Here is a 14,009-nt window from a genome sequence, read left to right as displayed (position 1 = left end):
AGGTATGCGCCTCCTTTTTGTTGTATAATGGAGTGAGGTGATTAGATGATTTTAAAAATTTATAATGGGGAATATAGTTTACAATGGGATGGAATATACTACTTAGCACTAATTGATTATCCAAATATTCAAGAGTGGGAATTAGAAAAAATTGCTAAATTTATAGCTTACGAAAAACTTCATAAACGTCAAACAAGTATTGAGTGTGCTGATTCTTGTTTAAAAAAAGAAATTTTAGATTACATCTGTCAGCATCCCTTTCTGCCACCATTTACTCCTACAGATAAAAGAGTAGCCTCGACTTATGACCTACATAAGAGGTTAGTGACTTCAGACTACTGTAGTCATACTACGACTATAGATGCAGCGATTTCTATTTTTAAAACTGGTCGTCTTTTATCTGCTGTGAAAGCCTTTGGGCGAGATGCTGAGGAGTTGGTTTTGGATAGTCGAAATGCTGCATCTGATCCGATAGATTATTTTGACTATGTCATGTTAGGGTGGTCAAATACAAGTTCTGGTTATCGATTGGCGATGGAGCGTTTATTAGGTCGAGCTCCTTCAGAGAAAGAATTACAAGACAAGTTTATTCCTGGAGTAAGTTTTCATTTTATCTATACAGATTTGATTAAAGTTCCTGGTTATATTTTTGATGGTTACCATGCTGTAAAAATTAAGGACATGCTTAATTTATTAAGTGAGTTGTATATTTGCATTATTCCAACTCATAATAAGAGCCAATTTGAAAATATTATTCCAACCAAAATACAAGATAGGGTGTATTATCTTGACTATGCTGGAGAAGACTTAGAAGAGTGGACTAAGAAAGTCTATCAAGTTGTTTTAAAACAATCAGATAAAGGATAGTTGAGGAAAAACGATGAGAGTGATTGAGCAAGCATTATTAGAAAAAGTCATTATTGAACGTTCTCGTACCAGTCATAAAGGAGACTATGGTCGTTTGCTGTTGCTGGGTGGGACTTATCCTTATGGTGGTGCTATCATCATGGCTGCTTTGGCGGCTGTTAAAAGCGGTGCAGGATTGGTGACTGTTGGAACAGATAGGGAAAATATCTCAGCTTTGCATAGTCATTTACCAGAATCTATGGCCTTTTCTCTTCAAGACCAGCAATTGTTAAAAGAGCAGTTGGAGAAGGCAGAAGTGGTCTTAGTGGGACCTGGTTTACGAGACGATGCTTTTGGAGAAAATCTAGTCAAACAGATTTTTGCTAGCTTAAAAAAGAATCAGATTTTAATTGTAGACGGAGGGGCCTTAACCATCCTTGCTAGGACAAGTTTGTCGTTTCCATCTAACCAGCTTATCCTAACTCCCCACCAAAAAGAATGGGAAAAGCTGTCTGGAATTACGATTAAAAAGCAAAACGAAGATACAACAGCTAGTGCCCTGACTTCTTTCCCTCAAGGAACAATTTTGGTAGAAAAAGGTCCAGCTACTCGTATTTGGCAAGCTGGCCAATCTGATTATTACCAGTTACAGGTTGGCGGTCCCTATCAGGCGACTGGGGGAATGGGAGATACTCTTGCTGGAATGATTGCAGGATTTGCAGGCCAATTTCGACAGACCAGTCTCTACGAACGTGTGGCAGTAGCAACCTATCTTCATTCAGCCATAGCCCAAGAACTAGCTCAAGAAAATTATGTGGTCTTGCCGACGGAAATCAGCAGTCATCTTCCCAAAATAATGAAAAAGATATCTCAAAAAGGCACCTGATCGTTTCAGGCGCCTTTATATCTTTTAGAAAAATCCTTTAATCTTTCCAACGAGGCCATCTAGACCTTCAGAACCAGAAATCAACTGCTGAGCTTGAGAGAAGTATTCTCCAAGTTGGTCTTGATTTTCTGCAACAAATGTTTTTGCAGCTTCGAAATCTTTTGTTTCGATTAATTCTTTTACTTGGTTAAACAAATCTAATGGGTTCATCTTATTTCTCCTTTTCTGTACTTAACTATTTAATCATCTTTATGATAAAAAATCAACTGTTGCTGCTTTTGGCTAGGACCTGTTTTATCTACAAGTTCTCATATCTAAGATTCTAACTACCAAAACAAGGTGGACATAAAAATAAAAATGTTCGGGTTTTTCTAGTGTATCCATGAAATAAAAAAGGATACATGTTATAATGAAAGTAGCTCTTTAANGGAGGTGTTTGAGTGGAAAAATTGAAGAAAATGGCAGGTATCAAGGCTGCTGAGTTTGTCAAGGATGGCATGGTAGTCGGACTTGGAACGGGGTCTACTGCCTATTATTTCGTAGAAGAAATCGGTCGTCGGATCAAGGAAGAAGGATTGCAGATTACAGCTGTAACGACTTCTAGTGTGACTAGTAAACAGGCTGAAGGGCTTAATATCCCACTCAAGTCTATTGACCAAGTAGACTTTGTCGATGTGACAGTCGACGGGGCGGATGAAGTGGATAGTCGGTTTAATGGAATCAAAGGTGGTGGTGGTGCCCTCCTGATGGAGAAGGTTGTTGCAACGCCCTCAAAAGAATATATTTGGGTAGTGGATGAAAGCAAGCTGGTCGAGAAACTAGGTGCTTTTAAATTGCCTGTAGAAGTGGTTCAGTATGGCGCAGAACAGGTCTTTCGTCGTTTTGAACGAGCTGGCTACAAACCAAGTTTCCGTGAAAAAGATGGCCAACGTTTTGTGACGGATATGCAGAATTTTATCATTGACTTGGCCTTGGATGTCATCGAGGATCCAATTGCCTTTGGTCAAGAATTGGACCATATCGTTGGTGTCGTGGAGCACGGCTTATTTAATCAAATGGTGGATAAGATAATCGTTGCTGGACGAGACGGGGTTCAGATTTTAACTTCAACAAAAGCAAACTAATCAACATAATAAGGAGATACACTATGTCAAAATTTAATCGTATTCACTTGGTGGTACTGGATTCTGTGGGAATCGGTGCTGCACCAGATGCCAATAACTTTGTCAATGCAGGGGTTCCAGACGGAGCTTCGGACACACTGGGACACATTTCAAAAACAGTTGGTTTGAATGTGCCAAACATGGCTAAAATCGGTCTAGGAAATATTCCTCGCGAAACTCCTCTGAAGACTGTTCCAGCTGAAAGCAATCCAACAGGATATGCAACAAAATTGGAAGAAGTATCCCTTGGTAAGGATACTATGACTGGACACTGGGAAATCATGGGACTCAACATTACTGAGCCCTTCGATACTTTCTGGAACGGATTCCCAGAGGAAATTCTGACAAAAATCGAAGAATTTTCAGGGCGCAAGGTCATTCGTGAGGCCAACAAACCTTACTCAGGTACAGCTGTTATCGATGATTTCGGACCTCGTCAGATGGAAACTGGAGAGTTGATTATCTATACCTCAGCTGACCCTGTTTTGCAGATTGCTGCCCACGAAGATATTATTCCTTTGGATGAATTATACCGTATCTGTGAATACGCTCGTTCAATTACCCTTGAGCGTCCTGCCCTTCTAGGTCGTATCATTGCTCGCCCTTATGTGGGTGAACCAGGCAACTTCACTCGTACAGCTAACCGTCGTGACTTGGCCGTTTCTCCATTTGCACCAACTGTTTTGGATAAATTGAATGATGCTGGTATCGATACTTACGCTGTTGGTAAAATCAACGATATCTTTAACGGTGCTGGTATCAACCATGACATGGGACACAACAAGTCCAACAGCCACGGAATTGATACACTATTGAAGACTATGGGACTTGCTGAGTTTGAAAAAGGATTCTCCTTCACAAACTTGGTTGACTTTGATGCCCTTTACGGCCACCGTCGTAATGCTCACGGTTACCGTGATTGCTTGCATGAGTTTGATGAACGCTTACCTGAAATTATCGCAGCCATGAGAGAGGATGACCTTCTCTTGATTACTGCGGACCATGGAAATGACCCAACTTACGCAGGAACAGACCACACTCGTGAATATATTCCATTGTTGGCCTACAGCCCTGACTTTAAAGGAAATGGTGTTATTCCAGTCGGACATTTTGCAGATATCTCAGCGACTGTTGCCGATAACTTTGGTGTGGAAACTGCCATGATTGGGGAAAGTTTCTTAGATAAATTGGTATAAGATGACGCGCTATGCTTTGCTGGTGAGAGGTATCAATGTTGGTGGCAAGAATAAGGTCGTCATGGCGGAGCTTCGTCAAGAATTGACAGAGCTAGGGCTGGAAAAGGTTAGAACCTACATCAACAGTGGCAATATCTTCTTTACTTCGACAGACTCAAAATCCCAATTGATTGAAAAGTTAGAGGCTTTCTTTGAAGTCTATTATCCATTTATTCAGAGCTTTTCTTTACTGAGTCAAGAAGACTATGAAGCAGAAGTGGAGAATCTACCAGCTTGGTGGAACGAAGACTTGGCACGAAAAGATGTCCTCTTCTACACGGAGGGTTTAGATGTGGACCAAGTCATAGAGAAAGTAGGCAGTTTGAAACTGGAAGATGAAGTTCTTCATTTTGGTAAACTTGGGATTTTCTGGGGGAAATTCTCTGAAGAATCCTACTCTAAGACTGCCTATCACAAGTACTTGCTCAAGATGCCTTTCTATCGCAATATTACCATTCGCAATGCCAAAACCTTTGACAAAATCGGTCAAATGCTAAAAACTAATAAAGGAGACACACAATGACATTTTTAGATAAAATCAATGAAACAGCTGCTTTCCTGAAGGAAAAGGGAATTCAAACGCCTGAGTTCGGTCTAATCCTTGGGTCAGGACTTGGAGAATTGGCAGAAGAAATCGAAAATCCAGTTGTAGTAGACTATGCTGAGATTCCAAACTGGGGCCGTTCGACAGTAGTCGGTCACGCTGGTAAATTGGTATATGGTGAACTTGCAGGACGCAAGGTCTTGGCTCTTCAAGGTCGTTTCCATTTCTACGAGGGCAATCCTCTGGAAGTTGTGACTTTCCCAGTTCGTGTGATGAAAGTTCTCGGATGTGAAGGTGTCATTGTAACCAATGCAGCTGGAGGGATTGGATTTGGTCCTGGTACCTTGATGGCTATCTCAGACCATATCAATATGACGGGGCAGAACCCATTGATGGGTGAAAACTTGGATGATTTTGGTCCACGTTTCCCTGATATGTCTAAAGCATACACACCAGAATACCGTGCTACTGCCCATGAAGTGGCTAAAAAACTTGGTATCAAGCTTGATGAAGGTGTCTATATCGGTGTAACCGGTCCGACTTATGAAACACCAGCAGAAATTCGTGCCTATAAGACATTGGGAGCAGATGCAGTTGGTATGTCTACTGTTCCTGAAGTGATCGTTGCAGCCCACTCGGGCTTGAAAGTTCTAGGAATTTCATGTATTACTAACTTTGCGGCTGGTTTCCAAGAAGAACTCAACCACGAAGAAGTTGTAGAAGTAACTGAACGTGTCAAAGGTGACTTCAAAGGTTTGCTGAAAGCGATTCTTGCTGAATTGTAATTAATACTTATCATAGAAAGGTAGAGTAAGGGGTTCTGATTTGAACACGAGTGGAAAACTTTTCTAAACACTTAGAAAGGTAAACTATAGAAATGAAAGTGCATTTTATACTACATGAGAGTTTTGAAATTCCAGGTGCTTATCTAACTTGGGCTCAATCAAGAGGTCATGACATTGGAATAACAAAGGTTTATAAGGAAGAAGCTTTACCCCAAACAGTTTCTGATATTGATTTTCTTATCATTATGGGAGGCCCTCAATCTCCTGATGAAGATAAAGAACATTTCCCTTATTATCATCCAAAAGAAGAAATTAGACTCATTCGACAAGCAATAGAAGAAGATAAGTATATTGTAGGTGTATGCTTAGGGGCGCAACTACTTTCTGTTGCTTATGGGGGGCAATATGAGCACAGTCCTGAAAGAGAAATAGGTGTATTCCCTATTAGGATGACTAGTCAAGGACTAGCAGATAAACATCTCAAACATTTTGGTAGCGAGCTTTTAGTTGGTCACTGGCATGGTGATATGCCGGGATTGACAGACGAAGCGGTAATCCTTGCTACCAGTCAAGGTTGTCCGCGACAGATTGTTCGCTTTAGCCCTAAACATTATGCTTTTCAAGTGCATTTAGAGTTTGATTTAGAAGCGATTGATTTATTGGTTGCTGCGGATAGTGAAGAACGATTGATAGAACAACATCAAACATTATCTTTTGTTCAATCACCTGAAGAATTGCGTGGTAACGATTATTCTGAAATGAATGCAAAATTGCATAATTTTTTAGATTCGCTTACAAATTAGAATTACAGAAAAACTAGATATTTTAATTTGTGCTAGTTTTTACAAAATATCAAAAATAAGAAAGGCAGAGCGTGTGTTCTGATTTGAACTCGAGCGGAAAACTGGGAAAATAGATAATCTGCCTGAGAAATCAGGATTTCTCGTCAGATTCCTAATTTTCAGTCGTTTTCTTCTCGCTCTTTGTATCATAAATTATGTCTATCCATATTGCTGCTCAGCAGGGTGAAATTGCTGATAAAATTCTTCTTCCTGGAGATCCTCTTCGTGCTAAGTTTATTGCGGAGAATTTCCTTGAAGATGCTGTTTGTTTTAACGAAGTGCGTAACATGTTTGGTTACACTGGTACTTACAAGGGTCACCGTGTATCTGTTATGGGAACTGGGATGGGAATGCCATCCATTTCGATTTATGCGCGTGAGTTGATTGTTGACTACGGTGTGAAAAAATTAATCCGTGTGGGAACTGCGGGTTCTTTGAATGAAGCTGTCCATGTTCGTGAATTGGTTTTGGCGCAGGCAGCTGCAACTAACTCAAACATCGTTCGTAATGACTGGCCACAGTACGATTTTCCACAAATCGCTAGTTTTGATTTGCTAGATAAGGCCTACCATATTGCCAAAGAACTTGGTATGACGACCCACGTTGGTAACGTCTTGTCATCAGATGTTTTCTATTCAAACTACTTTGAAAAGAACATTGAGCTTGGTAAATGGGGTGTGAAAGCCGTGGAAATGGAAGCAGCAGCTCTTTACTATCTTGCTGCCCAACACCATGTCGATGCTCTTGCCATTATGACCATTTCTGACAGCTTGGTCAATCCGGATGAGGATACAACTGCAGAGGAACGTCAAAACACCTTCACCGATATGATGAAGGTTGGTCTAGAAACCTTAATTGCTGAATAAAAGGGAACACAAAAGGAAGATTTTCTGGATGAAAATCTTCCTTTTTTAGTCATTCAGTCCATACTGTGACCTAAATGAATGTTGCTCTATCGTCTATTTTTTAAGAGATTGCAAGAAATAATCAATCTCTGCTTGAGAATGGAGAATATGCATCTTTTCAGGGTAGGTATCACTTAATTTTTGGTATCTTTCCTTAGCATTATTTGTTCGGCCATCCCAGAGAATCCATCGAATAAACTCCCAATTAAACTGTTCTTGACAACCAACTGCCATACTTTCTCTGACCTTGCCTCGGTATTTGAGGTATCGTTTAAAGGCTCGAAAGAGACAGGTCAATGGCGAAAAATTAAGAAAGATGATTTGGTCAGCATCCTGCATTCTTTCTTCGTAATAACACCAAGAATAATTCCCATCGATGACCCAAGCTTCATGCTTGGTGAGAAATTTTTTCATCTCATCCAACATCCATTCACGGTCACTGTCTTGCCAACCGGGTTGAAATTGGAGTGTGTCCATGTGAAGTTTTGGGATGGAGTAGTAGTTAGATAATTTTTCTGCTAGAGTTGACTTACCAGCACCAGAATATCCGATAATTGCGATTTTCATTTTCTACCTTTTCCAATTTGGAGACAAAAAAACAGCCTCTATGGACTGTTTCTTATTTAGCAAGTTTAGCTGAAAGACGAGCTTTGTCGCGGCTTGCTTTGTTTTTGTGAATCAAACCTTTAGTTTCTGCTTTATCGATAGCTGAGCTAGCAGCACGGAAAAGTTCTTCAGATGGGTTTGCTTCGAAAGCTTTGATAGCAGTACGCATAGCTGATTTTTGAGCTGAGTTCTTTTCGTTTTGTTTAACGTTCAATTCAGCGCGTTTGATAGCTGATTTAATGTTTGCCAATGTTCTTACCTCCATATTTACTAACTATACCATTATATCTGAAAACTTACGTTTTGACAAGGGAAAATTATTTTTTTAAGTAAATTTCATCGATTTCATGGTTCTTTGTTTTATGAAGAATCACTTCTGCACGATTTCTAGTTGGTTCAATATAATTTTGTAGATTTGTGAGATTGATACTGGTCCAGACCTGATGGGCAAAGGATTCCACTTCCCCAATCGGCATTTGTGTAAAACGATAATAGTAGCTATTAGGGTCGTTTTGGGCTAGGCTCAGCATTTTCAAGAAACGGTCCAGATACCAACTCTCGATGTCATCGACTGCAGCATCAACATAGATGGAAAAGTCAAAGAAGTCAGTAATGTAGAGACGCTCGTTTTGTGGATTTTGAAAGACATTTATTCCCTCAACAATGACAAAATCAGCAGCTTTGACGCTTTGCTTTTCCTCGGGTACGATGTCGTAGACTTCATGAGAATAGACAGGAATATCTACATCTTGTCCATTTTTGATGTGATCCAGGAAGTTGAGAAGAGCTTCCATATCATAGCTTTCAGGAAATCCCTTGCGATTTAAAATCCCTTGTTCAATCAAGGTCTGGTTGGGATAGAGAAAGCCGTCAGTTGTTACCAACTCAACCGTAGCATCTGTAAGTGTACGGGACAGTAGGATTTGAAGTAGGCGACTGGTTGTGGATTTTCCAACGGCAACACTCCCAGAAACCCCAATGATAAAAGGCTGGGATTTGCTTTCACGTTGAAGGAAAATACCTTTTGAAAAGGCCAAATCATCCTTGGTACGCTTGTAAATCTGGATGAGATGGGCTAGGGGGAGATAGACATCGGTAACATCCTGCAAGCTAATCTGGTCATTAAAACTCTTGATGGATTCTAATTCCTCTTCTGTCAAAGGAGGTGTTGTCTTTCGATGTAAAGATTGCCAAGTCTGGCGGCTGATTTTTTCAAAATGTAAAAATTCGTTGGTCATTTGTTTTCCCCTAGATATTTTGTTTATCATACCATAAAAAGCTAAAAAAATAAAGCGGTTTCTTGATGATAGTAAGCCAATATCGTATAATAGAGGTAGATAGAGGTTGACCAATTTATTGATGAAGTAGGAGCTGGTTTATCCTGACTTATAAGCTAATAAGGGAGGCTTTGAGGGTTATAACTTATAGGAGGTGTACTATGAAAATCTTAAAACGTTACATATTGGAACTTTGTTTTATTTTAAGTTTTGCACTACCTTTTATAAAAGGGGCGAATGCGGATAATGGTAGACGCTTTGTGGAAATCTATTACGGTTTTACTTTTTTGATGGAACATGCTATTGTAACAGCTATCTTTATCTGTTCGCTCTTGATTGCTTGTCTACTAAAAAAACGGTGGACGAAATGGCTTGCTGCTGGTAGTTATTTCTTTTTAGTTCTATGGATTGCTACAGAGGGTTATTTCTTCCGCATGTCGCTAGAAGATTTGGTACGACTTTGGACAAGTTGGGAAATCCTGACAAAAACGTATCAGTTGGGCTTTTATCTAAACATCTTGTTGGGAATTTTGTTGATAATTAAATATCTGAAGGTTAAGCAATCGTAATAAAAATGCGCTTGATTATAGACAATAAATTTGTTGTTTTATCTTGACTGTGATACCTTATAGCTCCCAATGGCTTGTCATTCGTTTCCAATAATTGAAAGAGATTGAAGAAAAGGTTTTACTTACTAGCTTTCTTCAGTCTTTTTCGTTTTATGATCAATTTGTAAACGATTTACAATTTAAGTCAATTTATGGTAAAATAGTTTCATGAGTAAAATGTATTATGCAGAAAATCCTGACGCTGCTCACGATATTCATGAGTTGAGAGTGGACTTGTTGGGAGAAAAAATGACCTTTTTGACAGATGCGGGTGTTTTTAGCAAGAAAATGGTTGACTTTGGAAGTCAACTCTTGCTCAAGTGTCTTGAGGTCAACCAAGGAGAAACTGTCCTTGATGTAGGCTGTGGTTACGGACCTTTGGGCTTGTCTTTAGCTAAAGCTTATGGAGTTCAGGCGACCATGGTCGACATCAATAATCGTGCCTTGGATTTGGCGCGACAAAATGCTGAACGAAATAAAGTGGCAGCGACGATTTTCCAGTCTAACATCTATGAACAAGTTGAAGGGAAATTTGACCATGTCATTTCCAATCCTCCTATCCGTGCGGGCAAGCAAGTGGTTCATGAAATCATTGAGGAAAGTAAAGATTTTTTGGAAACTGGTGGGGATTTAACAATCGTTATCCAGAAAAAACAAGGGGCCCCAAGTGCTAAATCCAAGATGGAAGAGGTGTTTGGCAATTGCGAAATCTTAAAAAAAGATAAGGGATACTATATCCTTAGAAGTGTGAAAGAATGAGAGCAGTTGATTTAATCCAAAAGAAACGAGACGGTCAAGAACTGACTTCGAGTGAAATTGAATGGCTGGTAGAAGGCTATGTGTCAGGAACTGTTCCTGATTATCAGATGTCTGCCTTTGCTATGGCTGTCTATTTCAAAGGAATGACGACTCGAGAAATATCTGATTTGACCATGAGAATGGTTCAGACAGGCCAAGAGTTTGATTTATCCGCTATTGATGGGGTTAAGGTTGACAAGCATTCTACTGGGGGTGTTGGTGACAAGGTGACTTTGATTTTAGCTCCTCTTGTTGCAAGCTTTGGTGTTCCTGTGGCAAAAATGAGTGGTCGTGGTCTCGGCCATACTGGCGGAACAATTGATAAGTTGGAGTCCATTAAGGGTTATCAAGTAGAACGTAGTCAAGAGGATTTTATTCGTCAGGTACAGGACATTGGTGTATCTGTCATTGGGCAATCAGACCAGCTGGTCAAAGCAGATAAGCTTCTCTACGCCCTCCGTGATGTAACCGCAACTGTCGACACGATTCCTTTGATTGCGAGTTCGGTGATGAGCAAGAAAATTGCGGCAGGGGCGGATGCTATTTTGCTAGACGTGACTGTCGGTGAGGGGGCCTTCATGAAGACGGTTGATGAGGCGCGTGAACTGGCTCAAACTATGGTGGAACTTGGTAAGGCAGTTGGTCGAAAGACGGTAGCAGTCATTACGGATATGAGTCAGCCCTTGGGACGTGCTATTGGAAATCGCGTTGAAATCCTTGAAGCACTGGAGATTTTACAAGGGCAAGGCCGTCAGGATATTACCCACTTCATCTGTGAATTGGCTCAAATTATGCTTGGCCTGGCAAATGTAAATAAAACAGTTGAAGAAGTTCGCCAACATCTTGAAAATGGTCAAGCGCTTACTAAGTTTGAGGAGATGGTCCAAGCCCAAGGTGGAGACTTGGAAGACCTCTATCGTCCTGTAAATGTAGCCCATGTGGTGGAAATCCCTGCTCAGGAAACGGGTGTCATTTCAGCTCTTCCAGCAATGGAATTTGGTCTCTATGCCATGAGGCTGGGGGCAGGCCGTGCAGTCAAATCTGATGCCTTGGACTATGAAACAGGAATTGTTTTTGAAAAGAAAGTTGGAGATTCCGTTCAACAGGGAGAAATTGTTGCAAAAGTATACACAAATGGAAAAATTTCTCCTCAGCTAGTTACAGATTTTCAAAAATATGTTAAAATAAATGATAGGGTGCAAAGTTTACGAGAAATTATAGAAATTATCTCATAAACCGCAGGAGAATCCGAATATGAAATTAAATAAATATATCGATCATACGCTTTTGAAACAAGATGCAACAGAAAATCAAATTGATTGTTTGTTGTCTGAAGCTAGAGAGTATGATTTTGCCAGTGTTTGCGTTAATCCGACCTGGGTTGAACATGCCAAAAAAGGGCTTGAAGGTACAGATGTCAAGGTCTGCACAGTAGTAGGTTTCCCTTTGGGAGCAACAACTTCAGCTGTGAAAGCATTTGAAACAAAAGAAGTTATCCAGAATGGTGCAGATGAGATTGATATGGTGATCAATGTTGGGGCTCTCAAATCAGGTAATTTATCCTTGGTTGAGTCAGATATTCGCGCAGTAGTGGAAGCAAGTGGTGACAAGTTAGTGAAAGTCATTATTGAAGCTTGCCTTCTTACAGACCAAGAAAAAGTTGTGGCTTGCCAATTGGCCCAAAAAGCGGGAGCTGACTTCGTGAAAACTTCAACTGGCTTTTCAACTGGTGGTGCTACGGTAGAAGATGTTACATTAATGCGTGAAACTGTTGGACCTGATATGGGAGTCAAGGCTGCTGGTGGAGCTCGTTCTTATGCAGATGCTCTTTCCTTTGTGGAAGCAGGGGCGACCCGTATCGGAACGTCAGCTGGGGTAGCCATTTTAAAAGGAGAACTGGCAGATGGCGACTACTGAGTTGATTGAACTAGCAATTGAAAGCAGTAAGAATGCCTATGTGCCCTATTCTCATTTTCCAGTCGGAGCTGTTTTAGTGGCAAAAGATGGTAGCACTTATACAGGTGTCAATATTGAGAATGCTAGTTATTCTTTGACCAACTGTGGAGAACGTACAGCGATTTTTAAAGCAGTGTCCGAAGGACAAAGAGAGTTTTCAGAATTGATTGTCTATGGTCAGACTGAAAAACCAATTTCACCATGTGGTGCTTGTCGCCAAGTGATGGCTGAATTTTTTGAACAAGATCTAAAAGTGACTTTAGTCGCAAAAGATAAATCGACGGTCGAGATGACGGTCGGGGAATTACTTCCATACTCTTTTACGGACTTAAACTAGTCTGAGTCGCTCTCTGAGTGGCACGGTCCTTGTGGCCAACCAATCCATACTTGCAACATCGTTGCACATCTTATTTAGGAGGTTCAGTAATGAACAAGAAACAATGGCTAGGTCTTGGCCTAGTAGCAGTGGCAGCAGTTGGACTTGCTGCATGTGGTAACCGCTCTTCTCGTAAGGCAGATTCATCTTCTGATGTGAAGACAAAAGCAGCAATCGTCACTGATACTGGTGGTGTTGATGACAAATCATTCAACCAATCAGCTTGGGAAGGTTTGCAGGCTTGGGGTAAAGAACACAATCTTTCAAAAGATAACGGTTTCACTTACTTCCAATCAACAAGTGAAGCTGACTACGCTAACAACTTGCAACAAGCGGCTGGAAGTTACAACCTAATCTTCGGTGTTGGTTTTGCCCTTCACAATGCGGTTGAAGAAGCAGCTAAAGAACATTCTGACTTGAACTATGTCTTGATTGATGATGTGATTAAAGATCAAAAGAATGTTGCGAGCGTAACTTTCGCTGATAATGAGTCAGGTTACCTTGCAGGTGTAGCTGCAGCAAAAACAACTAAAACAAAACAAGTTGGTTTTGTAGGTGGGCAGGAGTCAGAAGTTATCTCTCGTTTTGAAGCAGGATTCAAGGCTGGTGTTGCGTCAGTAGACCCATCTATCAAAGTCCAAGTTGACTATGCTGGTTCATTTGGTGATGCTGCTAAAGGTAAAACAATTGCAGCCGCACAATACGCAGCCGGTGCAGATATTGTTTACCAAGTAGCTGGTGGTACAGGTGCTGGTGTCTTTGCAGAAGCAAAATCACTCAACGAAAGCCGTCCTGAAAATGAAAAAGTTTGGGTTATCGGTGTTGACCGTGACCAAGAAGCAGAAGGTAAATACACTTCTAAAGATGGTAAAGAATCAAACTTCGTTCTTGTATCTACTTTGAAACAAGTTGGTACAACTGTAAAAGATATTTCTAACAAGGCAGAAAAAGGTGAATTCCCTGGCGGTCAAGTGATCGTTTACTCATTGAAAGATAAAGGGGTTGACTTGGTAACAACAAACCTTTCAGAAGAAGGTAAAAAAGCTGTTGAAGATGCTAAAGCTAAAATCCTTGATGGAAGCGTAAAAGTTCCTGCAAAATAATGGATGGAAGTTATTTCTTAGGAAGCGGCCATCGGCCGCTTTTTAAGAGTTGAGACAAAGTCATTTTGTCTCAGTAAAG

18 protein-coding genes are annotated in these 14,009 nt (G+C 40.6%); 14 read left to right on the top strand and 4 right to left on the bottom strand.

Translation table 11 applies throughout. The features are described 5' to 3' along the window. Positions 1-45 precede the first annotated feature (45 nt). Entirely contained in the window at positions 46-867 is an 822-nt protein-coding gene (locus tag D8836_RS01870) for a hypothetical protein (protein ID WP_000601058.1), read from the top strand. Between the two features lie 13 nt (positions 868-880). Then, positions 881-1,732, top strand: coding sequence for an NAD(P)H-hydrate dehydratase (locus D8836_RS01865; RefSeq protein WP_125392975.1), 852 nt, complete (start codon positions 881-883; stop codon positions 1,730-1,732). A 24-nt stretch (positions 1,733-1,756) separates the two neighbouring features. On the opposite strand, the gene D8836_RS01860 is transcribed toward D8836_RS01865, so the two are convergent. Continuing rightward, entirely contained in the window at positions 1,757-1,942 is a 186-nt protein-coding gene (locus D8836_RS01860) for a hypothetical protein (protein ID WP_001068557.1), read from the bottom strand. Between the two features lie 230 nt (positions 1,943-2,172). Here D8836_RS01860 and rpiA point away from each other — a divergent pair, with 230 nt between their 5' ends. From rpiA to deoD, 6 genes are all read left to right on the top strand, one after another. Beyond that, positions 2,173-2,856, top strand: coding sequence for a ribose-5-phosphate isomerase RpiA (gene rpiA / locus D8836_RS01855; RefSeq protein WP_125392974.1), 684 nt, complete (start codon positions 2,173-2,175; stop codon positions 2,854-2,856). Between the two features lie 23 nt (positions 2,857-2,879). Next, positions 2,880-4,091, top strand: a complete 1,212-nt coding sequence (locus tag D8836_RS01850; protein ID WP_125392973.1) for a phosphopentomutase — start codon at positions 2,880-2,882, stop codon at positions 4,089-4,091. Between the two features lies 1 nt (position 4,092). Then, entirely contained in the window at positions 4,093-4,653 is a 561-nt protein-coding gene (locus D8836_RS01845) for a DUF1697 domain-containing protein (protein WP_125392972.1), read from the top strand. After that, positions 4,650-5,459 (top strand): purine-nucleoside phosphorylase, encoded by an 810-nt coding sequence (locus D8836_RS01840; RefSeq protein ID WP_125392971.1) that lies wholly within the window; start codon positions 4,650-4,652, stop codon positions 5,457-5,459. Before D8836_RS01845 ends, D8836_RS01840 begins: the two co-directional genes overlap by 4 nt. A gap of 92 nt (positions 5,460-5,551) precedes the next feature. Next, positions 5,552-6,262 carry a type 1 glutamine amidotransferase gene (locus D8836_RS01835; protein WP_000862846.1) on the top strand — a complete coding sequence of 237 codons (711 nt, stop codon included), beginning with the start codon at positions 5,552-5,554 and terminating at the stop codon, positions 6,260-6,262. Between the two features lie 194 nt (positions 6,263-6,456). Beyond that, the gene (deoD, locus tag D8836_RS01830; RefSeq protein ID WP_125392970.1) at positions 6,457-7,167 is read left to right on the top strand and encodes a purine-nucleoside phosphorylase; all 711 of its coding nucleotides are present in this window, start codon (positions 6,457-6,459) and stop codon (positions 7,165-7,167) included. Between the two features lie 93 nt (positions 7,168-7,260). Here deoD and D8836_RS01825 read toward each other — a convergent pair whose 3' ends face one another. The 3 genes from D8836_RS01825 to coaA all read right to left on the bottom strand — a co-directional run bounded on the left by D8836_RS01825 (position 7,261) and on the right by coaA (position 9,050). Next, positions 7,261-7,773: a DNA topology modulation protein gene (locus D8836_RS01825; protein WP_125392969.1), complete on the bottom strand. Its 513-nt coding sequence runs from the start codon at positions 7,771-7,773 to the stop codon at positions 7,261-7,263. Positions 7,774-7,825: 52 nt separating this feature from the next. Next, positions 7,826-8,062 (bottom strand): 30S ribosomal protein S20, encoded by a 237-nt coding sequence (gene rpsT / locus D8836_RS01820; protein ID WP_001274000.1) that lies wholly within the window; start codon positions 8,060-8,062, stop codon positions 7,826-7,828. A 67-nt stretch (positions 8,063-8,129) separates the two neighbouring features. Then, the gene (gene coaA / locus D8836_RS01815) at positions 8,130-9,050 is read right to left on the bottom strand and encodes a type I pantothenate kinase (RefSeq protein WP_125392968.1); all 921 of its coding nucleotides are present in this window, start codon (positions 9,048-9,050) and stop codon (positions 8,130-8,132) included. A 200-nt stretch (positions 9,051-9,250) separates the two neighbouring features. On the opposite strand from coaA, the gene D8836_RS01810 reads away from it, so the two are divergent. The 6 genes from D8836_RS01810 (at position 9,251) to D8836_RS01785 (ending at position 13,930) form a co-directional block, all read left to right on the top strand. Continuing rightward, positions 9,251-9,658 carry a hypothetical protein gene (locus D8836_RS01810; protein ID WP_125392967.1) on the top strand — a complete coding sequence of 136 codons (408 nt, stop codon included), beginning with the start codon at positions 9,251-9,253 and terminating at the stop codon, positions 9,656-9,658. A gap of 207 nt (positions 9,659-9,865) precedes the next feature. Continuing rightward, positions 9,866-10,456, top strand: coding sequence for a class I SAM-dependent methyltransferase (locus D8836_RS01805; protein ID WP_125392966.1), 591 nt, complete (start codon positions 9,866-9,868; stop codon positions 10,454-10,456). Next, positions 10,453-11,730 carry a pyrimidine-nucleoside phosphorylase gene (locus D8836_RS01800; protein ID WP_125392965.1) on the top strand — a complete coding sequence of 426 codons (1,278 nt, stop codon included), beginning with the start codon at positions 10,453-10,455 and terminating at the stop codon, positions 11,728-11,730. Before D8836_RS01805 ends, D8836_RS01800 begins: the two co-directional genes overlap by 4 nt. A gap of 19 nt (positions 11,731-11,749) precedes the next feature. Next, a complete protein-coding gene (gene deoC, locus D8836_RS01795; protein WP_125392964.1) occupies positions 11,750-12,412 on the top strand; it encodes a deoxyribose-phosphate aldolase in 663 nt (220 codons plus the stop codon). Then, positions 12,399-12,788 carry a cytidine deaminase gene (locus tag D8836_RS01790; RefSeq protein WP_045606265.1) on the top strand — a complete coding sequence of 130 codons (390 nt, stop codon included), beginning with the start codon at positions 12,399-12,401 and terminating at the stop codon, positions 12,786-12,788. Before deoC ends, D8836_RS01790 begins: the two co-directional genes overlap by 14 nt. Positions 12,789-12,877: 89 nt before the next feature. Further along, on the top strand, positions 12,878-13,930 hold the full coding sequence (locus D8836_RS01785; RefSeq protein ID WP_045606266.1) for a BMP family lipoprotein: 1,053 nt from the start codon (positions 12,878-12,880) through the stop codon (positions 13,928-13,930). Positions 13,931-14,009 lie beyond the last annotated feature (79 nt).

This window comes from Streptococcus mitis (genome assembly GCF_003942995.1).
GTDB classification, from domain to species: domain Bacteria; phylum Bacillota; class Bacilli; order Lactobacillales; family Streptococcaceae; genus Streptococcus; species Streptococcus mitis_CV.
This window is presented reverse-complemented; position numbering and strand designations above follow the sequence as displayed.